Consider the following 25,912-nt stretch of genomic DNA (forward strand, 5'->3'; position numbering starts at 1 on the left):
ATGACGTTCTACTGTTATCCTATACTTATTCCTCCCCGCCGGCCAGGACTTCCAGGCGGAGGGTGACGGCGCGGGCGTGGGCGCGGAGTCCTTCGGCTTCGGCCATAGTTTCTACCACGGGGCCCACGTTCAGCAGGCCTTCGGGGGTGAGGCGCTGGAAGGTGATTTTCTTCAGGAACGAATCCAGCGACACGCCGCTGTAGTTGCGGGCGTAGCCGTTGGTGGGCAGCGTGTGGTTGGTACCCGAGGCGTAGTCGCCCACAGCTTCCGGGGTGAGGTGGCCCAGGAACACGGAGCCGGCGTTGGTGACGCCTTCTGCCAGCTGCTCGGGGTTGCGCACGGCCAGAATCAGGTGCTCGGGCGCATACTGGTTCGAGAAGTAGAGCATTTCCTCGGGCGTGCGCAGCAGAATGGCGCGGCTTTCGGTAAGAGCCTGGGCCGCTACTTCCGCCCGGGGCAGCTCCCGCAGCTGGCGCTCCACCTCGGCTTTGGTTTGCTCCAGCATCGACAGCGAGTCCGACAGTAGAATCACCTGCGAGTCGGGGCCGTGCTCGGCCTGGCTGAGCAGGTCGGCAGCCACGAAGGCCGGCGTGGCCGATTCGTCGGCGATAACCAATACCTCCGAGGGGCCGGCCGGCATGTCGATAGCCACGCCGTAGCGGGTGGCCAACTGCTTGGCGGCCGTCACGTAGCGGTTGCCGGGACCGAAAATCTTGTCCACGGCCGGCACCGAATCGGTACCACCGCTCAAGGCGGCCACGGCCTGGGCCCCGCCGGCTTTTACAATGGTGGTGATGCCCAGCAACTGGGCCGTGAACAGGATAATGGGGTTCACCGACCCGTCCTTCTGGGGCGGAGTGCAGAGCACGATTTCGGGGCAACCAGCCAGGCGGGCTGGTACGCCCAGCATCAGCAGGGTGCTGAACAGCGGCGCCGTGCCGCCCGGAATGTAGAGGCCAACGCGCTGTACGGGCACCGCCCGCCGCCAGCACGTGACGCCCGGCATGGTTTCCACACGTTCCTCTTGCGGTATTTGCGCCTTATGGAAGCGCAGAATATTAGCGTGCGCCTGCCGGATGGCCGTTTGCAGCTCGGCCGGCACCTGGGCCGCGGCGGCGGCCAGTTCCTCGGGCCCCACGCGCAGGCCGGCCGAGAGGTCGGCCCCATCGAACTGGCGGGCGTAGTCGAGCAGGGCCGCGTCGCCACGTTGGCGCACATCCTCAAAAATCTGCTGCACACGCTGCTCCACGTCCTGGATTTGCTGCTGGGCCGCCCGCTGCTGCAGCACCGCCCACTCGGCTTGTACGGGATATTGGAAGATGTTCATCTGGTAGAAATGAGATGTTAGAGGTCACAAGTGAGACTTCGTTCGTTTGACACCAAGCAAGGCATAAGTAATGACCTATTAGAACAACGTCTCACCTCTCATGCCTTGCCTCTCACCTATCAACTAATCATTTTCTCAATCGGCAATACCAGAATGCCTTCAGCGCCCACGGCTTTAAGCTGGCTGGTGATGTGCCAGAAGTCGTCCTCGTTCACCACTGACTGCACCGAGACCCAGCCTTCCTCGGCTAAGGGTGTCACCGTGGGAGATTTAATACCGGGCAGCAGTGCCTTCACCGCATCGAGCGAGGCCACAGGGGCGTTTAGCAGGATGTACTTGTTGCGGCGGGCGCGTCGTACGGCCTGCATCCGGAACTGCAGCTGCTCCAGTAGCTCCCGCTTCTCGGCGCTTAGATTCTGGTTGGCAATGAGCACGGCTTCTGAGCGGAACACGGTTTCAACCTCCCGCAGGCCATTGCCTAGCAGTGTGGAGCCGCTGCTCACGATGTCGCAGATGGCCTCGGCCAGCCCGATGCTGGGGGCAATTTCCACCGAGCCGCTGATGGTGTGCAGGTTGGCTTTCACGCCGCGCTCCGTGAGGTAGGCCCCCAGAATCTGCGGATACGAAGTGGCAATGTTCACGCCCTGCAAATCCTCGGTAGAGTTGTAGGCGGCAGCGCGGGGCACGGCCAGACTCAGGCGGCACTTGCTGAAACCTAGGCCCTCTACTTGCAATTGGGGAAAACCAGCTTCTACCAGCACGTTCTGGCCCACAATGCCCAGATCGGCAACGCCGTCCTGCACATAGCCGGGAATATCGTCGTCGCGCAAATAGAGGATTTCGAGAGGAAAGTTGGTGGCTTCGGTTTTGAGCTTATAGGAAGCCGAGAGGAAGCTGATGCCGCATTCCCGAATCAAGTTCAGGGAATCTTCGCTTAAGCGGCCCGATTTCTGGATGGCCAGACGGAGCATATTGTGTGCAATTAATTAGAAAGAATTAGTAGTCAATTATTGGCCAGTGTGACCAAAGATTAACTGTAATTCAAGAAGAAATCTGGGAGAAGGGGCTGAAACGCTGGCAAACGGCAATAAGCTGCCGGGGCCACCACTTTCGGGGGCCGGGGAACCTGGTGCGGTTCGCCCAACGGGACAATATGCGTGTGTTATTCCTCTAAAAAGAGGAATGGTGCCCGTGCAGATGATGATGCGCCGCGCGCAGCCCAACCGTAGCTCCGCCAGTAGCGAAAGCAGCCACGGGGCTGTTGGTGCAGAAAAAAAGCGCGGCCGATGCAGGCATAGAAGCAGAGTTGCGGGGCAAAAGTACACGGCTAGCGTCCGAAATGAAATTTTATCCGGAAAAATTCTCCGGAACCCGGACCTTTGCCCTCCCGTTGTGTTCCCAACCAGCGTTTGGCATAATTGTTTCATGCTGCTTCGCTGGCTGTTGCCCGTCCTGCGTTCTACTCCTATTGCGTTGCTATGCGTTTGTTTGTTCGTCCGCTTACCATTGCCTTGGCATCCGGTGTATTGTTGAGCCTGTTGTCAGGCCCGGCTGCTTATGCCCAAACGTCCAGTTCTCCTATGCCCGCAACGGCTGCCGCGTCGCTGTTGCCACTGCCACAGGCCAGCCCCCACGTTGTGCTCAACCACACCATCGGGCTGTCGGAAGTGACAGTTGACTACCACGCCCCGAGCGTGCGCAACCGGGCTATCTGGGAAGGCCTAGTACCCTACAACCAGATATGGCGGGCTGGTGCAAACGAAAACACGGTTATCACGTTTGCGGACACGGTGCGCGTCAATGGCAAAACGCTGCCCGCAGGCCAGTACTCCTTTTATGTTTTCCCGCGCTCCGACCAGGACTGGGACATGGTCTTTAACCGGGTAACGACGCACTGGGGGACAGAGAAGTACGACGAGAAGGACGACGTACTGCGCGTTCCGGTAGTGCCGGAAGCCACGGAATTTCACGAAACATTGCTGTACTGGTTTTCGGATGTAAAGCCAGGCAGCGCCCATCTAAACCTGAGCTGGGAAAAGAAAACCGTTAGTCTCTTTATCGACACTAATGTACAGGCGCGCGTAGTGGCAGGTATTGAGAAAGCCGTGGCTCAGCGCCCCGGCGACTGGCAGCTTCTGGCACAGGCCGCCGACTACCTGGTGCAGAACAACCTCAATGCTGAGCGGGCCTTGTACTTCATCAACGAATCCATCCGCCTGCGCGACGTGTATACCAACAATTGGATAAAGGCTCGCCTGCTGGCTTCTAAGCTCGATTATGACACAGCCATCGTCTATGGGCGCAAAGCCATTAAGCTCGGCGACAAGGACGATGAAGCCTTCCGGGCGCAGTTGCCTTCCATGCGGGTTTCGCTTATAGAATGGCAGGGAAAAGCATATTGAGCAGTTTTGCTCGCTCATACAGGCAAAACGCCCGCTCCGATGTGCATCGGAGCGGGCGTTTTGCCTGTATGGTAGATGCTCTAAAACCGCGCAATAACCCGTAGATTCACCAGACGCTGGGACAGGTAGTTGGGCACAGCATAGGTGCGGCCGTTCAGGTCCTGGATGTAGCTGTAGCCGGCCACGTTGTTGCGGCCCAGCACGTTCAACACTTCCAGGCCCAGCCACAGGCTTTCCAGTTTTCCCACGCGGCGGTTAGGTTCTGTATTCAAAGCCAGCACCTTGGAAAAGCCCAGATCAACGCGCCAGTAGGCTCGGGTGAGTTCGGTGGTGCCCCGCTCCTGCTCATTGTTCGGCGGACTAAACGGCAGCCCGGTTCCGAATACCGAGTTTACATACCCGCGCACCGATGGGTTGTTGGGTAGATGATCCTGAAAGAAGATACTCAGGTTTACGCGCTGATCTTGCGGACGGCGGATGTAGCCCTTGGCTTGCCGCCCAATGGTGTCGCCGGTAGCATTATAGAGGTTGAGCGAATCGCCCTGCAGGTTTTCGCGCGTCGTCAGTACGCCCAGCGTAAACCACGACTCAGCCCCGTTTACGAACTCGCCCCCCACCCGCGCATCTACGCCGGCAGAGTAGGCCGTGGCTAGGTTCTTGGCAAAATACCGCAGCCGCACGTTGTCGATATCATAAGGAACGACATCAGTGAGATACTTAAAGTAGGCTTCGCCGGTAAAGCGGAACGGCCGGCCGTACTTCTCAAACCGAATTTCGTTGCCGGCAATAAAGTGCAGGGAGCGTTGGGCCCGCAGTTCCGGATTCAGGCTGGCTTCCACGAGTAGCGGACTGCCCGGCGTAGCGCGGCTGCCTTGCTGGTCGCGCAGTTCACGGTAAAACGGCGGCTGGTAATACATGCCAGCCGCTACCTTATAGGAGTGATTGGTGTGGCGGCGCGGAATAAAGGAGTATTGCAGCCGCGGGCTCACCACCAGCTGCTTGTTCACGGACCAATAGTGGGCCCGCACCCCATACGTGAAGGTGCGCATCGAATCCAACTCCACGGTGTGCTGCGCGTAACCCTGGGTGCGGGTGCTCTGCAAGTCGAGGTCTGACGTGAGGCGACTCCGCCGGGCATCGGGCACGTAGTCGGCCGAGTCGGCGAAACTGTACTCGTTGAGCACGTCCTCAATCCGCTCACGTCCTGTTTTTACGCCAAAACGGACGGTATGGCGGTTGCCCGGTGTCCAACGGGCGCGGGCCTCAGCCGTAGCAATGCGGGCCTCCAGGTTGTTGCGCGAGTGGTCGAAGCGCGAACCGACGCTGCGCTGGCGCACAGCCTGGTTGAAATCCTTCGAGCTTGGGTCGCGGTTGATATCGGCCAGGCTGTACTTGGCTTCCACGTCACGGTATTCCAGCTCGCGCGAGTACACCAGCCCCCCCAGCAGCTCGGTCTGAAACCGCGACGAAAAGTTGTGCTTCAGATTCAGGCCTCCCTGGGCCATATCGTACTGCATTCGCTCCCGGCCCTCATACACGATAAACAGGCGCGTCACCTGGTTAGTAGCCGTGCTGAAAGTGCTCTGGCCAGTTTCGGGCGTAAAGCGGTAGTCGTTGTGCGCGAAGGTGGTCAGCAACCCCAGCGAGGTGCGGTCCTCGTTGCCTTTCGGACCAAGGTTGGCATTGATGTACGCCTGCCCGTCGTAGAACGTGGGGTTGTAGCCGCCCTGCTGCTGGCGCAACGAGCTCAGTACGTAGGTGGCATTCTTATAGCGGATACCAGCCAGGTAGCTCAGCCGCTTGTTGGGCGAAGCCGCCTCCACGTGCACGGCCCCGCCTACCAGGCTCCCCGTAGCGGATGCCGCGAATTTCGTCGGCTGCTTGTACTCAATGCTTAGCACCGACGACAGCTTGTCGCCGTACTTGGGCTGCCAGCCGCCAGTCGAAAACTCCACCTTATTTACCAGGTCTGGGTTCACGAAGCTCAGGCCTTCCTGCTGGGCCGCCGATATCAGAAACGGCCGGTAGATTTCGATACCGTTGACGTAGACCAGATTTTCGTCGTAGTTGCCGCCGCGCACCGAATAAGTACTCGTCAGTTCATTCGTCGACTGCACGCCGGGCAGCGTTTTCAGAATAGCGTTGAAGTCGCCGAATGGCGAAGGCAGCACCTTGGCCGTGCGCGGGTCCAGCTTGATCATGCTCACCTGTTCGCGGGTATCAGCCTCGTCGGAACGGCCCCGCACGGTTACATTGCCCAGCGTGCGGGAGTCTGCCTGTAGCGCCAGTGTTAAGTCGCGGCGGTCTTCGGTTAGGCTGACGGGTACGCGCAACGGCCGGTAGCGCAGGCTGCGCACCACCAGCACCGCCTGCTGGCCGGTGCGCGCTACCTGCAGCGAAAAGCGACCTTTAGCATCCGTGACGGTGCCGCCTGTCTGGCCTTCCACGCCCACGCCCACTTGTTCCAGCGGCTGGCCCGCCGCATCGCGCACGGTCCCGCTGATGGTTATCCGGTCGGTTTGCTGGGCGGCGGCCAGCAACGGCGCCAGCGTCAGGGCAGCAGTCGGCAACAGACTAAGCACTGCCAGGCGCACGACCAGCGGCAAATGGCTGGCCTGGGAGGAAAGGTGCGGCATGCTAGCGTTCCTCCTCTTCTGCGGCCCCTACGGTAGCCATGAGTTGGGCCCGCAGTTCAGCCAGCGTCGCCACAGGGTCAGGGGAGTTGAACACGAATGAGCCGGCTACCAGCACATCGGCACCCGCTTCCACCAGCGCCGACGCATTGTCGCGGGTGACGCCGCCATCAATTTCTATCAGCGCATCGGAGCCGCTATCAACCAGCAGTTCCTTGAGGGCCGTCACTTTGCGCAGGGTGTTCGGAATAAAGGCCTGCCCTCCGAAACCCGGGTTTACCGACATGATACACACTAAGTCGAGGTCAGCGGCCACGTCTTCCAACACCCACACCGGCGTGTGCGGGTTCAGCGCTACCCCGGCATTGCAGCCCAGGGCCTTAATTTGCTGAATGACGCGGTGCAGGTGGGTGCAGGCCTCATAGTGCACCGTAATATTTTGGGCGCCGGCGTCGCGGAAGGCGCTCAGGTAATGCTGGGGCTCCTCAATCATGAGGTGTACATCCAGCGGCTGCTTGGCATGCCGGTGAATAGCCTGCAACACCGGAATACCGAAGGAGATATTGGGCACGAAACGGCCGTCCATCACGTCGCAGTGCAGCCAGTCGGCAGCGCTGCCCGCGAGACGTTCGGTTTCAGCCTGGAGATTGCCGAAATCGGCAGCGAGCAAAGAAGGAGCCAGCAACGGCGCCCGGCGGCGGTTCAGAGTCATACCGCGAAGGTAAGCAGGATTAGGCGACAGATAGGCGGAAAAGGCCGATTATGCAACTGCGCCGCAACCACAAAAAAAGAACCTTCTGCCAGCTTAACGACTCCGGCCCGAACATTTATTGTTCAGCCCAGTGTGCTTGCTCGCAAAAGGTTCTTCGTATGGTATCCCGAGTGCTGTATTCTCTACCCGGTTACCTGCTTATTTCGTTGCTGAATCGTTTTTCTCATACGCACGCCAGTCGAGCTTACCGTCCTCTGTTTTACGCAGGAAATAGGTCTGGTCGTCTTCCTGCCGCTTGCCGAATGTCACATCGGCACGGCAGTCGAGGCACCGCAGCGAAGTATACTTGAACTTGTCCTGCGCCACACGGGCCGTCAGGTCGAGGTTATCGGAGCCACAGATCCCGCACTTGGCTACATCCGGAAAGCTCAGCCGCTCATATTCACTCACCACTTCGTGGAGGTTGTTACCCGACACAGTGAAGTGGAACTGGCGACGCCCCAGACGCTTCGAAATCATCATTTGCAACATGGTATTGCGGATTGTGGGAAGTATATCCCTTGAAAAAAGAAAGGAACCCGGCTCGTCCGAATTCCTTTCCAAGGTACTAATAATATTTGCTTTTTCGTGCTAACTCAATTGGGTTTCCCTGTAAAAAACAGGCCACGCACCACTTACAGCTTCACGAACCGCACCGTACGGCGCACTTTCTCCCCTGCCGATACGTCGCAGGTATACACTCCTTTCGCCAGCGGACCGGGCGTAAGCCGCACTTCATTGGTGCCAGTTGCAGCTAGCGTCTGTTCTGCTACCAGCGCGCCACGGGCATCGTAAAACCGGAAGCGCAACGGCTTGCCATGGAAAGCTTCCGTCAACTGCAGATATAGCTCGTTGTTCCTGACCGGATTGGGATAAATAAACAGCTGGCCAGCCGCCACCTTGGGGTCGGCAGCCGAGAGCGGGGCGTTTGGGTTAGCCAGATTGTAGGCCGTCACGAAATTGGGAATTCCGTAGCCGAGCAGGTTATCGGGTGAGGCAAACTGCGAGCCAGAGCGCTGCAGAAAGCTGATGACCTGCTGCGCGGTGAGCGTGGGGTTAGCCTGCCAGAAACAAGCCACCATACCGGCCAGCACCGGGCAAGCGTACGACGTGCCGCTGCCGCGAGTAGGCACGCCGGCCACATTCACGATGGCTGTCTGGTGGCCCTGGCTGGCCAGGTTGGGCTTAATGCGGCCGTCGGCGCTGGGGCCAATGGAGCTAAAGCCAACCCGGGTGCGGAACGAGTCTACAGCCGCTACAGCCAGAATAGAATCCGCATCGGCGGGCGCCAGAATGTGCTGCCAGGAATTATTGCCCTCGTTGCCGGCCGAGTTGACAACCACCATGCCTACTCGCGCGGCAATGCTGGCCGCTCGCGTCGAAATAGCCGTGCGGCCGTTCAGGTCGGAGTACGCGTAGTTGCCGTAAGGCGTATCGAAGCTACTGTAGCCCAGCGAGGAACTGATGACGTCCACCCCGGCGGAATCGGCCCGTTCGGCGGCCAGCAGCCAGTTTACCTCTTCTATTGGATTTTCGCCGATGATATTTTCGGTGAGATAGAGCCGGTACGTGGCTTTAGGAGCCGTGCCGATGAACTTGCCCGTTTCGTTGGCGGCCATCGTGGACAAGCAATGCGTGCCGTGGCTGTCGCGGCCATATACAGCCGTGTTCCGCTCCACAAAATTATAGACGTCGGCCAAGCGGTTCTCATTCCGCATGGAAGCAAACGGCGAGGTCTGATCGACGCCGGGAAATCCATCGTCGAATACGGCAATGTTCATGCCTTCGCCCCGGAAGCCGGCATTGTGCATGTCCACGGCACCCAGCATCAAGGCCTGGTTGTAGGCAATGCCATAGACCGGGTTGGCTTGGGTGCGCTGCAGTTGCGGTTCCTCAGCATCTTCCGAACTGCGGGGCCGAGGCGTAGACGGCGTTACGTTGGCCGTACGGTTCAGCGTAGTGGCGCTGCGCACAAACGGCAGAGCCTGCAGGTTGCGCAGCGTGGCCGAGTCGCAGGACACCACGGCGGCATTAAACCAGCGCGACGTGTACCAGACGGTAGCGCCCGGCACGGCCCGCAGCTGCGACACGTAGGCGGGCGTTACGGGCAGGTCGCGGGGCTGCACGGCAATGCTTTGGCGGGTGCGACGCTGCACGGCCCGCGCCGACAGGAAAGCCTGCGGCTGGCCAACGGTGAACGGCGTACCGGCTTTGTCGCGGAAATACACCAGATGCTTGCGCACGGAGTTGGTCTGGGCCTGCGCGGCAACCGGCGAAGCCAGCGCGGCAGCTACTGCCAGAACACCCAGCAACGCGGAGTAAGAAAGACGCATGGAAAGTAGAGCTAAATGACGTGCCGGAAGATACGAATTTGGCCCCATACTCCGGTTTGCGCGGCTGATAGGTAGATTTCGGCTTTAGCAGCCGGGGCAACATAAAAAGCCGTTCCGCACCAAGTGCAGAACGGCTTTTAAAAGGCTTCAGGCTACTAACTCCCGGCTATCTGCCGGATTGGAGCAGTATCTCCGTGCGGGCCGAGCCGCTATGGATATAATCTGGAGAAGGAAGACGACCACCACAGGAGCCATCCTCACAGTAGATGAAGCGGCGGCGGCTACGGTACACTGGCCCTACGCCCGGCGCATATACCTGCCGGTTGCGGTAGTAGTAATACAGATTGATGTACTCGCCGCCTTCTTCCGCATCGGTTTCGCGCAGCGCCGTTGTCACCGTTTTCGGATACGTTACGGATTGGCCGGCCGCATTGGTCGTCGTGAATGGCTCCCCTACCTGCTTAAAATGAATGTCGCTCTTTTCAATAGGATTCAGCTCATTGAAAGCATTCAGGTTCCAGAAGTAGCCCGTGCGGACCGGATATACCAGCTCCACGGTGCGGCGGTTGTTGCGCGTCACCAGCACGTTGGTAGCCGAGGGGCTTACAGCCAGTACGCTGTCGGAAAGCCAGGCGTCGGCGGGCGTACTGCGTTTAGAGCGCACCACCCGAAAAGCCGTGCGGCCAGCCGCATCAGTATACTGCTCCGTCACCTGCTCCCGGAACTGATAGCGGGCTATGGTTTTGACGTTGCGCAGCCAGGTGGTATCTGTCACCTCATAGATGCGGAAGTCGCCAACCTGCACCGGATAGTAGCTGGTATCAATCGGCTCTACCTTCTCCACCTCATTTTTGCAGCTGGCCAGCCCCACGGCCAGCAGCGCCGGAACAAGCCAGCGGCGAACAGTGAGAGTAGCCGTAGGAACAGGAGTTAATATCGAAGCCATAGCGCGGAAAGGTTGCGGCTTATAACGCAGCCGCAGCTGCCGAAGATACGGGAGTTTCGCCGATGGTATGCCGCTCAATCCAGCCGCCCCCAATGACGTCCTGCCCGTCGTAGAACACGGCGGCCTGGCCGGGCGTCACGGCGTGCACGGGCTCCTCGAAGTAGATATTGATTTTGTCGCCGACCTGCTCCAAAAATGCGGCTGCGCCGCCGTTGTGGTTGTAGCGCACTTTCGTGCGGCTCGGCACCAGCCCCATGCCTTCCAACGAGGCGTATTTGCCCATATTGAGTTTACTCACGGTGGTGCGCGTGCTGGCCAACTCCTCAAAATTACCTAGCACCACTTCGTTGGTATCGGGCCGGATTTCCGTTACGTAGGCCGGAAAGCCCAGCGCCACGCCCAGCCCTTTGCGCTGCCCGATGGTGTAGAACGGGTAGCCCTCGTGAGTGCCCAGCACGGTACCATCGCGCGTCACAAACTTGCCGCCCGCTACCCGCTCCTCCAGGCCCGGCACCCGGCGCCGCAGGAACCCGCGGTAGTCGTTGTCGGGAATAAAGCAGATTTCGTAGCTCTCGGGCTTGTTTACTAGCTCCGTAAAGCCCCGGCGGCGGGCTTCGTCATAGATTTCGGTTTTGCGCATCTGGCCCAGCGGAAACAGCGTGCGGCTTAGGCTCTCCTGGCTCACGCCCCACAGCGCATAGCTCTGATCTTTGTTTTCGTCAAGGCCTTTGCTGACCACGTAGCGGCCGTTTTCGTGGCGTACCTGGGCGTAGTGGCCGGTGGCAATGAACTCGCAGCCGAGCTGGTCGGCGCGGCGCAGCAGCGCGTCCCATTTGATATGGGTGTTGCAGAGCACGCACGGATTGGGCGTGCGGCCGGCCAGGTATTCTTCCGTGAAATTGGAGATGACAAAGTCGCCGAACTCGTCGCGGATATCAATGATATAGTGCGGAAAACCCAGCTCTACCGCAATCTGGCGGGCATCGTTGATGCTGTCGAGCGAGCAGCAGCCCGTTTCTTTTTTGGAGCCACCGGCCGAGGCGTAGTCCCAGGTTTTCATGGTCATCCCGACCACTTCGTAGCCCTGTTCGTGCAGGAGTACCGCCGCTACAGATGAATCGATGCCGCCGCTCATAGCGACGAGGACGCGCCCACGGGCGGGCGTCGTCGGGGAAGGTGCAGATTGCGTCATAGAAGTAAGCGCCCGTGGAGTCAAGGTCCGCGGCCGCGTGGCAAAGATAACACAGCCGCGCCAGTCGGAGTTTCTTTCTACTGAAAGCCCGCCAATGGCAACTACGAGCGGGCCGGATTCCGTACTTTCGGGTTCAGCTTGCTCCTGCCTGCGCTTTCCGGTGCACAGCAGGACGGGCTCCAACCTTTGTTTGCCATGGCTTTGCTTACCTCCGTGCTGGTGCGCGGCATTAATAATCTATCCGATGCTCGCTACTGCGCCGGCATGGGAGCCGACCGTCTCACCTTCCGCCTCGACCCCGCCCTGCCGGGGCACTTGACGCCGGAAGCCGTGCAGGAAATAAGCAGCTGGGTGTCCGGCGTAGAGTTGGTCGGCGAGTTTGATACACTGCCCGCTGCAGCCATCAACGACATTGTGCAGCGCTGCGGCCTGCACGGCATCCTGCTGCACCGCCGCCGCACCCCCGAGGAGGTGGCCCTGCTCAGCCGGCCGGCCCTCAAGCTGATTCAGTGGATTGCGGATATGCTCCCCGAAGACGTTGACAGCCGCTTCCGCGCCCAAAAAGACGACGTGGCTGGTTTCGTGCTGGCCCACCCTCCAACGGAAACCCTCTCGACCACGCAGGTTACACATCTTATCCAGCAGGCCCGCATGTTTTCGCTGTGGCTCGGAACCGGCTTTGCGGCCAGCACTGGCGGCTCTGTCCGGAACCTGATTGAAACGGTCCGGCCGACGGGCATCGTGCTGGAAGGTGGCGACGAAATCAAGCCTGGCTTGCGGGACTTCTCCGAAATGGAAGCGGTATTTGAGGAATTAGAAGCTTAACCTGTTGAGTTAGGCCATTACCGTTACCAGGCTGTAGAGCGGTTCGGCTAGTTCGGTTTGGCCGGTAGTCTGAAGGTAGCCGGCCGCCAATTGGCGTGGCAGACTTTTCGTGAACAGCCGCCAGGCTCCCTCGCCGGCCAGCGTGATGCTCGTGGCAACCAGGCCAGTGTAGTCGGTGCCTAGCTCCCAGCCCGCTACAGTTCGCTGCAAATACCAGGTCCCGCCGCCTGCTCCGCTGATAGTGAGCTGGATTACTGTGCCAGCTGCGGCTTCTACGCCGCGGTAATGATGCGGCAGTGCCCGCAGGCAGGTAGCCAGAAAAGGCTGATACAACTCCGGAGTCAGTAATGGTGCTTCCTGCCCTACTGCCTGCCGAATCTGCTGCTGATGGTGCCACTTCTCGGTGTATTCGCGGGCCACATGAAACCAGTTGAGCGACGTTTGCTCGCCGGCCCAGGCTACCGGAAACACGGCCGGCTCGTGTGGCGGCAACGAACTGATGTACGCGTTATAAGCGGGCCCGCTCAGTTCCAGGAGCCACGTAATAATGGCCGGACTGAGGCGCTGCCCGGCCACTACCCACTCCTGGTTCATTTGGTTCAAGTAGCTGACTACATCAGCATAAGCCGAACTAGCCGGGCTGCCGGCCCCAAAATGCCCGTCGCGCAGCATCGACAACGTGCGCAGGCTACCATCAAGTAGATGCAAAGCCACGTCGCGCACGCACCACTGCGAGGCCAGCGTGGGACGCTCCCAGTCGGCCGGCGTCAGTGACCGAAGCAGACTCAGCAGGTGCGCATCCAGAACCGGAAACAGTGGCGCGGTAGACAGGACCGGAAGTGGCTGCATAGGAGGCAAACAGAAAGAAGCCGGAAGCAATGCGAAAATATACGCACTGGCTTCCGGCTTCTTTCTGGTCTGGGCCTTTCGGCTAACTCAGCCGAAACTGCACGTATTTGATGGGTACACCCTGCGCGCGGTACTTGCTTTCGAAGTTGGTTTCAATGTCTTCGGCGTGCGGCAGCAGCTCTGGAGTGGCATAGAGGTCCTTGGTTTGCGCCAGAATCGTGGTGCCGGGCCGCTCGGCCAGCACTTCCAGCGTATAATCAAATAGGCCTTCGTTGTCGGTTTTGAGGTGTACCAGCCCGCCGGGCCGCAGCAGCTGCCGGTACAGCTCCAGGAAACGCGGCGAAGTCAGGCGGCGCTTGATGTCCCGGTCGCGGGGCCGCGGATCAGGAAACGTAATCCAGATTTCGTCTAGCTCGTGCGGCGCGAAATGCTGAAGCAGGTCGTGGGCGCGCATCCGCACAAAGCCCACGTTGGTCAGGCCCAGCGCCTCAGCGCGCTTGCTACCGCGCCAGATTCTTTCGCCCTTGATGTCGAGGCCCAGATAATTGCGCTCCGGATAGCGGGCGGCCAGCCCGACGGTGTACTCACCTTTGCCGCAGCCTACCTCCAGCGTTAGGGGGTGGTGGTTGTGAAAGAATTCCTGGTGCCAGCGGCCGCTAAGCTGCTCATAGGTGGCTTTACCGGGTTCTACAATATCGTTTCGTTCGGCATTCTCGGCAAAACGCTGGAGTTTGATGCGGGGCACTGGAAAAGAATTACGAGGTGATGCTGTTGATTTTTACTGACTGTCAACGGCTGAAGGCTGCCCAGGAAGCCCGGCGTCCTGAGTAGTAACCAGAGTTGGTAAGACACGCTGTGTACCAGCTTGCTGCTCCTGCCACAAACTGCCCTGGTTTCTACAGCTCCTCTAGATCCGCTACCACAAAGGTACTACCCCCGATGAACACCACATCATCGGGGTCAGCAGCAGCGCGGGCAGCGGCCACGGCCACCGGAACCGGGCCATATACCTGGCCCCGCAAACCTACTTCGGCAGCCCGCTCCGCCAGCTCCGTGGCGGGCAGCGCCCTCGGAATAGACGCCTGGCAGAAATAGTACGTGGCCGATTTGGGCAGCAGCGCCAGCATCTTCGTTACGTCCTTGTCGTTGACGACGCCAAGCACAAAGTGCAGATGCCGTTGCGACAGGCGGGCCAACTGCTGCACTATAAACCGGATACCCGCCTCGTTGTGGCCCGTGTCGCAGACGACCAGCGGGCGGTGGCCCAGAATAGTCCAGCGCCCCCGAAAGCCCGTGAGGCGGCGGATGTCGCGTAGCCCTTCGCGCACAGCCTCTTCCGGAATCACGAAGCCCTGTTGCCGCAGCTCGTCCAGGGTGGCCAGCACACCCGGCAAATTCAGGCGCTGGTAGTCGCCTACCAGGCCTAGCGTCACGTCATCCAGCAAGGGGTGGCCATCGACGGTAAACAGGAGTTGCTGAGAGTCTTCATCCGGGGCAGGCACCCTGACCAGCTCCGTGCGGTAGTGCTGATCAGCAAACAACAGGCGAGCCCCTTCCGCGGCAGCTTTCTGCTCAAACATCGCCTGTACTTCGGGCTGCGTCTGGCTGATGACGACCGGCACACCGGACTTGATAATACCGGCTTTTTCGGCCGCAATCTGCGGCAGAGTATCGCCGAGCAGATTCTGGTGGTCGTAGCTGATGTTGGTGATGAGCGACACCAGCGGCCGGATGATGTTGGTCGAATCGAGTCGGCCACCCAACCCAACTTCTATAATGGCAACATCTACTTTTTCTTCGGCGAAATACGAAAATGCCAGCGCTACGCACATTTCGAAGAACGAGGGCTGCAGTTCGGCGAACAGCGGCTGCCAGCGGGCTACCCATTGTACCAAGTAATCCGGTGTCAGGTCCTGCCCGTTCACCTTAATGCGTTCCGTAAATTCCTTCAGGTGTGGTGAAGTGTAGAGGCCCGTTTTGTAGCCGGCAGCCTGCAGCACGGCGGCCAACAAATTGGAACTACTGCCCTTGCCATTGGTGCCCGCCACATGCACGCAGCGCAGCCGCCGCTCCGGATTGCCCATAGCGGCGGCCAGTTTCTCCGTGGTTTGCAGCCCCGGTTTGTAGCCAGTTGCTCCTATCCGCTGAAACATGGGCAGCTGGCTGTATAGATACTCGAGGGTTTCGGCGTAAGTCATGAGCCAGGCGACGCAAAATGGGTGGTTCGTTCTCGTGCAGGCGTGTCTATTCCTACCAAGGTGCTGCATAATAGCCAAAGGTAGCGGCGCTGGCCGGCGATTCGCAAAGCAGCGGCAAAACAAAGCCGCCAGCCGGATTGCTCCGACCGGCGGCCCGGTAACTAAAGTACTGGCGCGGTTTAGCGCACCGTGAATTTGAATGTATAGAAGCCCGTAGCCCCACCATTGGCCGAGTTGGTGCGGCGGAACTCGGCATTTTCCAGGGCGTCGCGGCAGGCCTTTTCCTGCGCCGCCGACACGTTGCCGGAAACCTTCGTGACGGCCTCCACTTCGCCGTCGGCATTCACTTTGATTTTGAAGCGGACGAAGCCCGACGTGTTATCGATAGCCGGGGCACTGGGCCGGTTCACAAAGGCCCAGCCGCTCATTCCCTCCAGGCCACCCGAACCGGGGCTGCTGCCGCTACCGCCACTACCGGGCTGGCCATAGAGGGCCTTCGCATCAAGCGAGCCATTCGGGTCGCCCTGGTCGCCCACGGAGCCAGGACGGTCGCCGTTGTTGTTGCCGGTAGCCGCGTTACTGGTGCCGTTTACACCGTTGCCACCACCGCTGGCGCTGCCCTTCGGCGTGTAAAGGGTGCGGGGGCGCTCCACGGGTCTGGGCGCTTCTTTTACCTCCTCCTTCGGAGCCGGGGAAGGCTTCTCCACGGGCGGAGCCGTTACCGGGCTTTCTTCGGCCTCACTCGTGACGGTTCGGGCCTCGGCGGCCTGCTGCGGCACGGGCGGAGTTGCCTGGGGCTGAGGGGGCGTTGGTTGTGGGGTAGGATTGGAAGCCGGTGGGCGGCTGTCCTCGCGGTTTTTGGAGTCGTTGGCGGTGGCTAAGCTCTGCACGTCGCCGGAGCCAGCCTCATCAATACCGTAGTTCAGTTCTACTCCGTCGCCGCCCAGCGTGTCCAATGGTGGGTCGGGGCCTTTGAAGACGGTAAAAAAGAACACCGCCGCCAAGGCCGCGTGCAGCAGCACGGTGCCCAGCAAGGCTTCTTTCCGGTGTTCTTCGCGGTACTCCATACCTGGTTAGTTGCTAGTTGTTGGTTACGTGGTGCCAGTTGCTGGGTTGAGGCTGCCAGTAACCAACAACTAGCCATCAACAATTATTAGCCCAAAACTATTTCCCGGCGGCCTGTTGCGCCTGCGTGGCCATCACCATCTTAATCTTGAGGCGGTTACCGATTTCCAGAATATCCACCAGCTTCTGCACATTCAAAGAGGCGTCTACGCGCAGCACGGCCGTAGGGCTTTCGGCCCCTTGTACGCGCCGTTGCAGTTCGCCTTCCAGCTGCTGCGCCGTCGTCGGTTGCCGGTCGATGAAATACTGGCCAGCCCCATCGACGGATATCGTAATGGGCTGCTTCATCATCTGCTTGCTGCTTTTGGCATTGGGCAGCATCAGCTTAATAATATTGGGGTTCACCATCGTCGAGACAATCAGGAAGAACAACATCAGGAAAAACATGATGTCGTTCATCGAGCCAGTCTCAACGTGCGAAGAAAGCTTACGACGGCGGCTGAGGTCCATGTGGTGAAGTATGACTTGGTGGGTCAGTGGATTCGCTGGACAGCTTGTTTACTGCACCAACTGCATCATCCAGTGCTCCGCTAATTATCCTGCAGAATGTCCATGAACTCGATGGCCGAATTTTCCATGCGGAACACGAGGCGCTCTACCATGATGCTGAGCCAGTGGTAGCCGATGTGGGCAATGATACCAACGATAAGGCCCGTAGCGGAAGTCACCATTTTCGTGTACAGACCGCCCGAAATCTGGGCAATACCAAAGTCGCCGGTGGCGCTGATGGCATAGAAAATCTTGATTACCCCGATGATGGTACCCACGAAACCAAGCATCGGTGCAATACCGGCAATGATGCCCAGAATGCTGATGTTCTTCTCGAGACGGGCAATTTCCACTTTACCTACGTTCTCGACGCTGGTTTCAATGTCTTTCAGCGGCAGCCCAATGCGGCGGATGCCTTTCTCAATCATGCGGGCCAGCGGCGTGGCAGTTTGAGCGCAGAGCATTTTGGCACCCTGCAGGTCGCCTTTCACCATCAGGTTGCGGATGCCAGGCATGAACGACTCCGGCACCGAGGCCGCCCGGCGAATGGTGATGTAACGCTCAATGATGATGTAGAGCGAAACGAACGAGAGCAAAAACAGCGGGAGCATGATCCAGCCGCCTTTCACAATCAGGTCAATCAGGGAGAGGTCGGCGGCGGCGGCGTTGGCAGCGGCGTTGGCAGCAGTGGCGGTTGAGTCGGCGGCGGCAGCCCCGGCATCGGGCGTGCTGCCGACTTGCATCTGGAGCAGCAGAGAAAGCAAAAAGGTCATGCTAGTAATTGAGTACCCAGAGAGAAGAACCCATCCGCTTGCGCAGAATGGTAGCCTGACGGTCGGCCGAGGTCCGGTCGGCGTAGTCGGCAACGGAGAGCTTGAACTGTCGGCTGCCAGCCTGCGGCAGAATTACGCGGGCCGGGTGGCCCAACCGAACCAAGGCCTGACGCCCCTTTTCGGCATTGGCCAGGCTGGTATAAGAGCCTGCCACCACGTAGTAACGGCCCGTGCGGCTTTTAATTGTCGCTGTTTCGGCCACCGGAGTTGCATTGGTGGCCCGCGCCTTTTCCCAGCCCGGTGCTTTCGTAGCCGGCTTGGCTGCAGCAGCTTTAGATTTAGACTTCGCGGCGGCCGGCGTCTGCACATCCACGGAGGCAGCAGCTGGCTTTGCAGCGTCAGCAACTGGCTTTATAGCTACGGTAGGTGCGGCAGCAGGCAACTCAGCAGAACTGCTGGCTGGGCGCTTGGCTACGAAGTTGTCGGCGGGCGTGAGAGCGGCCTGCTGGCGACTGATAACGGCTTCGGTAGCGGCCTGCGAAGCAGCCGGAGCTTCTGGGCGGGTTTCAAATACTGAAAGCTGGGCGGGTAGACGCAGCGAATCGGGCAGGTAGCCCTGCTGATCGGCGAACATGTAGCTGGCCGAGAACATCAGACCTACAACCACCGCTGTCAGGGCATTATACACGACCCGGGAAGCGCGGCGGCGCACTGTCGCCAGTTGCGGAGCAGCGGGCTGCCGCTCACGCGAGTTCAGCGCATCCGTAGCGCGCACCGGTCGCGATACCAGTTCTGGCAGGCCAAAGCTGGCGGAAAGCAGATTGTCGGTACCCGTGTATTCAAACTCAAGGCCACGGCCTGCCGAGCGGCGGAAGATGCCAATGCCGCTCAGTTCGGTGCGCTGGCCGGTTTCCAGTTCCTGCTGCATGCGGGCCACGGCCTCCCGAACCATCTGTCGGGCCTGGGCCGGGCTCAGATTCAGGTGCTGGCTTAGCGCATCTACCAGCAGCCCGTCGTTGCGGGTCAACGACTGATTGAAGGCTACGCGCTTGGCCGGTGGGGCCAGCGTATGGCGCACCGGATGAATGCGGGCGGGAGCGTAGTCGGCAATCAGGCCGCCAAAATCAGGGATGATGACGCAGTCATGGTCCCGGAGCAACGTGCGGATGTGGTCGGATAGCGGCAAGGTGTAGCGGTCTGGGATGAAAAGCAGAGGTAGTAAAATCGTCTGTCAGCCGCTGCAGACAGCAGGCTGACAGACGATTCGGTATCTCAAGGCGCAGATTTAAAAGTCGTAGGTAACTCCTGCCAGGACGTTGATTCCTTTCACTGGGTAGTTCAGGAACCGCTCGTATTTACGGCCTAGCAGGTTATTGCCCTGAGCAAAGATGCTCAGATTTTCCATAATCCGGTAATCTGCCTTCAGGTTCAGGTCGATGACGGAGTCGGTAGGACGCACGATTTCACGGCCGGGCACGAAGGCCGGATCGAAAGACCCCGGCTTGTAGCTGGAGCCGTAGCTGGAGCTATACGTGTATAGTTCGGCGCCCAGCAGCAGCTTCTCATATACGTTGTGCGTGGCGAACAGCATCGACTGGAACGCCGGCCGGTGGAACGGCTGAGCCAGCGTTTTCACGTTGTAGCCGTTGTAGTCGGCCTTGAGCCCGATGCGGGTTTTCTCGGCCGCGTTGTAGATGATTTCGCCGTGTACATTGATCAGCTGCGTGGCCTTCTTGTCATAGACGAGGTCGAACTTGGTGGAGTCACGGCGGGAGTTGTTGTAGAAGTACAGGTTCCGGTCGTTACTCAGCGTCACCTTGGCATTCACCTCCAGCGCGCGGGCCGGGGCCGCGTTGAAGCCGAAGAACACAGTTGGGCCGCGGTGGGTGTCGGCCACGCGCTGGTTGGGCGCCAGCCAGGGGTTTTCGGTGGTCAGGTCGTACATCGTCACACGCTGCAAACCGCCACCCAAGCCGCCAAACACAACGAATTTGTCTTCCGTGACGGTGTACGCTAAACGTACAGCCGGGTAGATTTTGAATTGCGACACGTCACGGATGGTGTCGCCGGTGTAGCCCAGCGTGGCTCCTACCGACACGGCCAGCCGGTCCAGCGTCAGCTCGTAGGCGGGCGTCACCTGCACGAACGGCCGGCTGTAGCTCAGCGAGTCTTTAAAGGAGATGAATGACAGGTCGCCGTTGACGCTCACGCGGCTCGTTTCGCCCAGGGCGTAGCTGGAGCGCAGCTCGGCGTAGATGTTGTTTTCCTTAGCCTCAAACCGGTCGTTCCAGTGCCGGAAACCCAGCGCCACGTCGTACTGGAAAGCCGCGTCGGTGGCCCGGTTGCGGGCATATACCTTGGCATCGGCCCGGAAGAAGGTCTGCTTGAGGCTGTCGGCTACGGGCAGTTCGGGCCGGTTGCGGTTGTAGCCGTAGAAGTTGTACCGCTCCCTTCCCACATCCACTTTGGCCCCCAGCGCCGTAGCGCCGCTGTAGGTTTCGCCGTGCACGCCCAGGCTGGTGCGGCTCTGGCCCGAGTTCTTCTTGTCAATCGGGCCGCTGGCCGAAGACAGGTGATTCAGGTCGAGGCCGTAGGAGGCGGAGTTGCTGCGCGTGTTGTGCAGATGCGCCCGGCCCAGGAACGTGCCGTAGTTGCCGACGCCCGCCTTCAGGTAGTTGCCGGTTTGCGGGGTCAGCTCTTCCTGCCGGATGGTCAGCACCCGCACCGAGGGGTTGAGCAGGTCGGCAGGCATCTTGAAATCGGGGTACGTGTACGGCACCTTGGCCGTGGTTTTGGCCGGCGGTTCAATCTTGATTTTCTCGAAGTTGCGGGCCGCCTCCGGCAGCTGATTGACGCGCTCCTTCACAATCTCAATTTCGGCCTCTTCGATTTTGCCCCGGGGCGTGGTGCGCGTAGGTTGGGCCTGCGCCACAGCCGGCACGGCAGCCAGCAGTCCGGCCAGGGCCAGCAGTTTCGACGGATGAAGCGTCATATAGTCAGGGGTGGCTTACATACAGGCAGTGGTTTAGCACGCCAGCAGCAACCAGTTAAGATTCAGATTTTTATTTTCAGCAGACAACCAGCCTCCTCACTCCTATTCCTCCTCGCCCACGGGCCCATCCGTGCGGTTGGTAACCGTGTCGGTGGGCTGGGTGGTGCTGGGCACCAACGAGCTGCGGCCGGCCGTCTTGCCTTTCGGGGTGGTGGTTTTGGTGGTTCCGGGCTTGGTAGTGGCGGGCTTGGCCGGAGCTGGCTTGGTGGTGCCAGCCGGCGTTTCGCCGGGCAGCGCCGCCAGCCGTTGCCTAGCGCCGGCAATTACCTCGGCCACCGGAAACTTGTTGTCGATGATGGAATTGAGTGTGGCGCGCGCCTGGAAATTCTCACCCTGCGCGGCGTAGATGTCGGCAATCAGCAGGAAGCCCCGGCCCTGCCACAGCTCGTAGTTCGAGGTGTTGGTCTTGTAGGCCGCGTCCAGCGCTTCGGGGTATTTCTTCTGCTGGAACAGGGCGTCGGCCACCAGATACTGCGCTTCGGCGCCGTTTTCGTCGGCGGCGGCCGTGGTGGCGGCCGTGTTCAGCTCCGTGATGGCCTGGTCGTAGTTGCCGGCCTTGAAGCTGGCTTTGCCCAAGTAGAGCAGCGCGGCGTTGGTGGCCGTTGGCGAAGCAGCCTGGGCCTGCAGCTCGGCGGCTACGCGGCGGGTGCCTTCCAGGTCGCCGCTTTCGTAGTAGCTCTTCATCAGGCCCAGCCCGGCGTTGGCTATTTCGCGCTTGTTCTGCGAGGAGGTGCGCAAGCGACCGTAGTAGATGATGGCCTCCGGATAGTTCTTGTTCTCGAACTCCAAATCCGCCACCCGGCCCACAGCGCGGTTCACAAACTCCGACTTGCCTTCCTGCACTACGGCTTTCAGCTTAGGCAAGGCTTCAGCTTTCTTACCGGTGCGCAGCAGTGCGTCGGCCAGGAAGTAGCGGCCATCGGCGGCCAGGGCGTTGTCGGGGTACTGCTTCAGATACGACTCCAGGCGCGGAATGGCCTGGGCATACTTCTCAGCCAGATACAGCGACTTGGCGGCCTCAAACTCCACGCTTTCGGTGGCTTTGCTGTCGGGGTTCTGCTGCTTGAACTGGGCCAGATACTGGTCGAATTCCTCCGTCTTGCCCTGCGCCGACAGGCTTTCCTGCAGCGAGTAGATGGCGCTGCTGGCGGCTTTCGTGCGCGGATATTGGCTCAGCACTTGCTTGAAGTCCGTGGCGGCCTTCTCGTGCTGGTCCAGGTTGGCATAGGCCACGCCGCGCTTGTGCAGCGCCTGCGGAATCAGCTGGGAGTTGGGGCGGTTGGCAATCAGCTTCGAGAAGCCATCCACGGCCTGCTGGAATGAGCCGGCCTCGAAGTCGAGCTGCGCCTGCTGGTACACGGCATCGTCGGCGTAGCGTGACGTAGGCGACGTACGCAGCAGCGTACCCAGCGTCTGGGCGGCTTCATCGCGGCGGCCGAGCAACCCCAGCACCACGCTCTTCTGGTAGTAGGCGTAGTCCTTGTCGGCGGCGTTGGCCGTGATAACCTTGTTGTAGAGGTCGAGGGCCTGCTGGTAGTTTTTGGCCACGTAGTAGGTGTCGGCCAGGCGCAGGGTCACGTCGTAGTAGTTGGGGTCGGCGGGCTTGGCCACCGGGTCCTGCAGCCAAGCCTGGAACTGCGGCCGGGCCCGGTCGTACTGCTGGGTGTTGTAGTAGGCGTAGCCGAGGCCATAGCGGGCCTTCTGCTCGAAATCCTTCTCGCTGGCCGTGACGCCGCCCTGCCGGGCCGTGCGGGCCGCGGCGGTATAGGCTGTAATGGCATCGGGATACTTCTGGCCCACGCTGTAGATTTCGCCCTTCAGCACCTGCGCGGCGGCGCGCAGGGCGTCGTCCTGCGGGTATTTCAGGCTCTTGTCGAGCAGCGGCAGGGCCTCGGAGTAGCGGCTGTTGTTGTAGAGCGTGGCCGCCTGCAGGTACGACACGCGCTGGTAGGTGGCGTTGAGCTTGGTGCTCCGGTCGTCGAGGTTGTCGAGGTAGTTGAGCGCCTGCGCGTAGTCGGAGGAGTTGAGGAAACTCTCGCTCAGGATGTCGTCGGCGGCTTCGCGGTTTTTGGAGCGCGGGTACTTCTTGCCGAAATCCTTGAGCGTGGCAATTACCTCGGGCGTGTTGCCTAGCTCGTAGTTGATCTGCGCGTATTTGAGCGTGGCGTTTTCGCTGATGTTCTTGTCGAACGTGGCCTTGCGGGCGGCATCAAACGAGTTTAGCGCGAGCTGCTTCTGGTTGGTTTGCAGGTAGCTCAGGCCCAGGTGGTAGGCGGCGTTCTGCCCCAGCGAGTCTCGGCGGGCGGCTACGCCTTTGAAGGAGCCGATGGCACCTTTGAAGTCCCCCTGCTTGTAGTTGGCGTACCCGATTTTGTACTGCACCTCGGGCTCAATCTTCTTGCGGCCAGCGGCATACTTGTCGAAATACTCGGCGGCCTGTTTGAAATCCTGCTTCTGATAGTAGGCATCCCCTACCAGCAGCTGGATTTCATCAGCCGACTGCGGCGGCGGGGTCTGGGCCAGCGCCTTGGTGCCGTAGTCGATGAGGCCGTCGAAGTTGCCTTCCTTGTAATAGATCTGGCTCATCACGGCCGGCACCACGGGGCGGTAAGCATCGTTCTGCTCGGCCACCGCCAAATCCTGGCGGGCGCCGGGGTAGTCGCCGGCCCGGAATGCTAGGTAGCCAGCGTAGTAGGAACTGGCGTAGCGGTACTGGTGCGTGCCCTGCTTGTTGCGGTCGAACTGCAGCTTGGCCTTGTCGAACTCCTTCTGCGCGAAGTAGCTGTAGCCGAGCTTAAACTCCGACTCGGCTCGCTGCTCCAGCGTGAGGTTGTCGGCTCCTACGCGTTGCAGGTAGTCGATGGACTTGGCGTAGTCCTTCTTATCGAAGTAGAACTTGCCCAGCTCGAAGAAAGCCACAGCCGCCTTGGGATGACCTGGATTTTGCGTGGCAAAAGACAGAATCCGGTCCTCGGCGTCGGGATGAAACAGGTAGAGGCCGGCTACGGCGTAGTAGTATTCGGCGTCGATGGTTCGGTCGCGCAACTCACCGGTGCGACGCTGCGTGAGGTCGAGGTAGCGCTGGAAAGCCTGTTGGGCGGCGCCATACTTGCCACGGTCGAACAGCTCCAGACCTTCCTGAAAATGGCGCTCGTCGGAGGCGAACACCTGGGTTTGCTGGGCTTGGGCGGCCAGCGGCGCCGCGGCGCTAAGGGAGGCGGCCAGCGCAATCCGGGGGATAAACTTCATTGCTCGGCGTTACGGGAAGCGGCCCAGTAGGGCCGGATATGGCCAAAAGTAGCGAAAAACCTGCTTGGGTTGCCTTTTGGTGCAGATGAACTGCTATTATGCAACGAGCCTTGTATTTATAGTATTGTTGTTTTTACAATTGAAGCAGAAAGCTGAATTCACAATTTCGCTACATTGGCATATCGTTGTATTTTAATCTATCATCACATGCTTATTGCTTCCTACCCGAACTTGCGGGCTGTTATTCTCTGCAGCTTACTGTTGTCAAGCGGTACTGCCTATAGCCAAGGGTTTAATTTTAGTCCTGCAACCTACTATTCCAGAGGATTTAGCGGTTCTGCTCCCCGCCGCATAGTGGCAAAAGATATAAATGCAGATGGCAGAGCTGACATCTTCCTATCCGTGGCCGCAGCCCCTAGACTTTCTAATCAATATCTTACGTTCCTTCAGTCAGTCAATGGCGGTTTTGCGGCGCCAGTTTCATGGCCTATTCCCGGCAGCTCTGGCAATGCAGGCCATATTGAAATAGTCGATGTGACGGGAGATTCTAAACCCGATGTTGTAGTGGGAGGCGGTGCTGTCACTCTCTACACCAATCTTGGCAATTCTAATTTCTCCACAGGCACTAGTATTACAACATCAGGCACTTCTGAGCTAAGCAGAACACTGGCAGTCGGTGATTTTAATGGCGACGGCCACACTGATTTGGCTACGAATGGCGTCTCTACTCCGGGAGGCAGCACCACCATGAAATTGCTATACAATAACGGTAGCGGGCAATTCACCACTCAGCCCCTTACGCTTAGTGGCTACTATATAGAATCAATTGCCGTTGGCCGGCTCAATACGGATTCTCGCCCTGATTTATCAGTGGTGGGATTATATGGAGGTAACTGTTCTACTTATCTGAACACCAATACAACAGGTACTAGTAATAACTTTGCAGCGGTTCCCGGAATAAATCCTTCAGGGGCAGTTGGGTCTAACGGCTACCTTGCTGATGTAGATGGGGACCAGTTAGATGATTTCCTTTCGCCTCATGGATCCAACGTTATTTTTCTGCATCGCAGTATTGGCAACGGGCAGTTTGGTGGAGTAGAACAACTCCCTTATCCGGATGGCCTTAACAGTCCAAGAAGACTGACCACTGCTGATTTCGATAATGACGGAAATCTTGATCTAGTAGCCTCTGGTAACAGTGCTGTACTCCTCTACCGCAACCTTGGAAATGCAAATTTTGCCGCTCCGGTGAGCATTGCTATGCCGGCCGCAGTAATCGACTTAGCAAGTGGCGATGTAGACGGCAATGGCAAGCTCGATTTGGTTGTGTTACTTAATTCTGCAAATCCGATAGCTGTCTTGCTTAACCAAACGGCACTTTCTACCCAGAAGCCCACACTATTGAGCAGCTTAGCGCTTTACCCAAACCCAGCCTCCGAGAAGGTAAATATTGAGCTATCTGATGCCGTTTTTCCGGTTCAGGTGAAACTTGTGAATATGCTGGGACAAACCGTAGCCACGCATACCATCCAGTCCAATAACCAACGTTTCCCCGTTGAGAAATTATCCTCCGGTGCTTATCGAGCAGTGATAACCGATGCAAAAAACCATCAGACTGTTCGCCCTCTACAGATTCGTTGATCCTTTCTGGAAAGATAGTTTTCTTGGTGTTCCGCCTCCTATCTACCTGGGATATTTCAACTGTTCTATTGTTTCTCGCTGCGTGCTCCAAGTCCAGCAAGCTGAATACCTGCTGGACCTGAGTTCG

General features: G+C 59.3%; 20 protein-coding genes. 3 read left to right on the forward strand and 17 right to left on the reverse strand.

The genetic code is table 11. The features are described from left to right. Positions 1 to 25: 25 nt before the first annotated feature. Both hisD and hisG read right to left on the reverse strand, forming a co-directional pair. Positions 26 to 1,327, reverse strand: a complete 1,302-nt coding sequence (gene hisD, locus H4317_RS09470) for a histidinol dehydrogenase (RefSeq protein WP_185889872.1) — start codon at positions 1,325 to 1,327, stop codon at positions 26 to 28. A 119-nt stretch (positions 1,328 to 1,446) separates the two neighbouring features. Further along, positions 1,447 to 2,298 (reverse strand): ATP phosphoribosyltransferase, encoded by an 852-nt coding sequence (hisG, locus tag H4317_RS09475; protein ID WP_185889873.1) that lies wholly within the window; start codon positions 2,296 to 2,298, stop codon positions 1,447 to 1,449. A gap of 507 nt (positions 2,299 to 2,805) precedes the next feature. On the opposite strand from hisG, the gene H4317_RS09480 reads away from it, so the two are divergent. Then, entirely contained in the window at positions 2,806 to 3,729 is a 924-nt protein-coding gene (locus H4317_RS09480; RefSeq protein ID WP_185889874.1) for a DUF2911 domain-containing protein, read from the forward strand. An 80-nt stretch (positions 3,730 to 3,809) separates the two neighbouring features. On the opposite strand, the gene H4317_RS09485 is transcribed toward H4317_RS09480, so the two are convergent. The 6 genes from H4317_RS09485 to mnmA form a co-directional block, all read right to left on the reverse strand. Continuing rightward, positions 3,810 to 6,365 (reverse strand): TonB-dependent receptor, encoded by a 2,556-nt coding sequence (locus H4317_RS09485; RefSeq protein ID WP_185889875.1) that lies wholly within the window; start codon positions 6,363 to 6,365, stop codon positions 3,810 to 3,812. 1 nt (position 6,366) lies between these two features. After that, entirely contained in the window at positions 6,367 to 7,074 is a 708-nt protein-coding gene (gene rpe, locus H4317_RS09490; RefSeq protein ID WP_185889876.1) for a ribulose-phosphate 3-epimerase, read from the reverse strand. A gap of 198 nt (positions 7,075 to 7,272) precedes the next feature. Beyond that, positions 7,273 to 7,596 (reverse strand): hypothetical protein, encoded by a 324-nt coding sequence (locus H4317_RS09495; protein ID WP_185889877.1) that lies wholly within the window; start codon positions 7,594 to 7,596, stop codon positions 7,273 to 7,275. A 152-nt stretch (positions 7,597 to 7,748) separates the two neighbouring features. Continuing rightward, on the reverse strand, positions 7,749 to 9,446 hold the full coding sequence (locus tag H4317_RS09500; RefSeq protein WP_185889878.1) for a S8 family serine peptidase: 1,698 nt from the start codon (positions 9,444 to 9,446) through the stop codon (positions 7,749 to 7,751). 166 nt (positions 9,447 to 9,612) lie between these two features. After that, on the reverse strand, positions 9,613 to 10,392 hold the full coding sequence (locus tag H4317_RS09505) for a hypothetical protein (protein WP_185889879.1): 780 nt from the start codon (positions 10,390 to 10,392) through the stop codon (positions 9,613 to 9,615). A 19-nt stretch (positions 10,393 to 10,411) separates the two neighbouring features. Beyond that, a complete protein-coding gene (gene mnmA / locus H4317_RS09510) occupies positions 10,412 to 11,584 on the reverse strand; it encodes a tRNA 2-thiouridine(34) synthase MnmA (RefSeq protein WP_185889880.1) in 1,173 nt (390 codons plus the stop codon). A 195-nt stretch (positions 11,585 to 11,779) separates the two neighbouring features. On the opposite strand from mnmA, the gene trpF reads away from it, so the two are divergent. Beyond that, on the forward strand, positions 11,780 to 12,409 hold the full coding sequence (trpF, locus tag H4317_RS09515) for a phosphoribosylanthranilate isomerase (RefSeq protein WP_185889881.1): 630 nt from the start codon (positions 11,780 to 11,782) through the stop codon (positions 12,407 to 12,409). 9 nt (positions 12,410 to 12,418) lie between these two features. Here trpF and H4317_RS09520 read toward each other — a convergent pair whose 3' ends face one another. The 9 genes from H4317_RS09520 to H4317_RS09560 all read right to left on the reverse strand — a co-directional run bounded on the left by H4317_RS09520 (position 12,419) and on the right by H4317_RS09560 (position 24,144). Beyond that, positions 12,419 to 13,258: a maleylpyruvate isomerase N-terminal domain-containing protein gene (locus tag H4317_RS09520; RefSeq protein WP_185889882.1), complete on the reverse strand. Its 840-nt coding sequence runs from the start codon at positions 13,256 to 13,258 to the stop codon at positions 12,419 to 12,421. 82 nt (positions 13,259 to 13,340) lie between these two features. Further along, positions 13,341 to 14,003, reverse strand: coding sequence for a tRNA (guanosine(46)-N7)-methyltransferase TrmB (gene trmB / locus H4317_RS09525; protein ID WP_185889883.1), 663 nt, complete (start codon positions 14,001 to 14,003; stop codon positions 13,341 to 13,343). A gap of 151 nt (positions 14,004 to 14,154) precedes the next feature. Continuing rightward, positions 14,155 to 15,456, reverse strand: coding sequence for a bifunctional folylpolyglutamate synthase/dihydrofolate synthase (locus H4317_RS09530; RefSeq protein WP_185889884.1), 1,302 nt, complete (start codon positions 15,454 to 15,456; stop codon positions 14,155 to 14,157). A 179-nt stretch (positions 15,457 to 15,635) separates the two neighbouring features. After that, positions 15,636 to 16,523 carry a hypothetical protein gene (locus H4317_RS09535; RefSeq protein ID WP_185889885.1) on the reverse strand — a complete coding sequence of 296 codons (888 nt, stop codon included), beginning with the start codon at positions 16,521 to 16,523 and terminating at the stop codon, positions 15,636 to 15,638. Between the two features lie 97 nt (positions 16,524 to 16,620). Next, a complete protein-coding gene (locus H4317_RS09540; RefSeq protein ID WP_185886258.1) occupies positions 16,621 to 17,031 on the reverse strand; it encodes an ExbD/TolR family protein in 411 nt (136 codons plus the stop codon). An 80-nt stretch (positions 17,032 to 17,111) separates the two neighbouring features. Continuing rightward, entirely contained in the window at positions 17,112 to 17,843 is a 732-nt protein-coding gene (locus tag H4317_RS09545; protein ID WP_185886259.1) for a MotA/TolQ/ExbB proton channel family protein, read from the reverse strand. A gap of 1 nt (position 17,844) precedes the next feature. Next, positions 17,845 to 19,029, reverse strand: a complete 1,185-nt coding sequence (locus H4317_RS09550; protein WP_185886260.1) for an HU domain-containing protein — start codon at positions 19,027 to 19,029, stop codon at positions 17,845 to 17,847. A gap of 99 nt (positions 19,030 to 19,128) precedes the next feature. After that, the gene (locus H4317_RS09555) at positions 19,129 to 20,835 is read right to left on the reverse strand and encodes a hypothetical protein (protein WP_185886261.1); all 1,707 of its coding nucleotides are present in this window, start codon (positions 20,833 to 20,835) and stop codon (positions 19,129 to 19,131) included. A 102-nt stretch (positions 20,836 to 20,937) separates the two neighbouring features. Then, on the reverse strand, positions 20,938 to 24,144 hold the full coding sequence (locus H4317_RS09560) for a tetratricopeptide repeat protein (protein WP_185886262.1): 3,207 nt from the start codon (positions 24,142 to 24,144) through the stop codon (positions 20,938 to 20,940). A 207-nt stretch (positions 24,145 to 24,351) separates the two neighbouring features. On the opposite strand from H4317_RS09560, the gene H4317_RS09565 reads away from it, so the two are divergent. Then, positions 24,352 to 25,785, forward strand: coding sequence for an FG-GAP-like repeat-containing protein (locus tag H4317_RS09565; RefSeq protein WP_185886263.1), 1,434 nt, complete (start codon positions 24,352 to 24,354; stop codon positions 25,783 to 25,785). Positions 25,786 to 25,912 lie beyond the last annotated feature (127 nt).

The sequence above is a fragment of the Hymenobacter sediminicola genome (assembly GCF_014250515.1).
GTDB lineage: Bacteria > Bacteroidota > Bacteroidia > Cytophagales > Hymenobacteraceae > Hymenobacter > Hymenobacter sediminicola.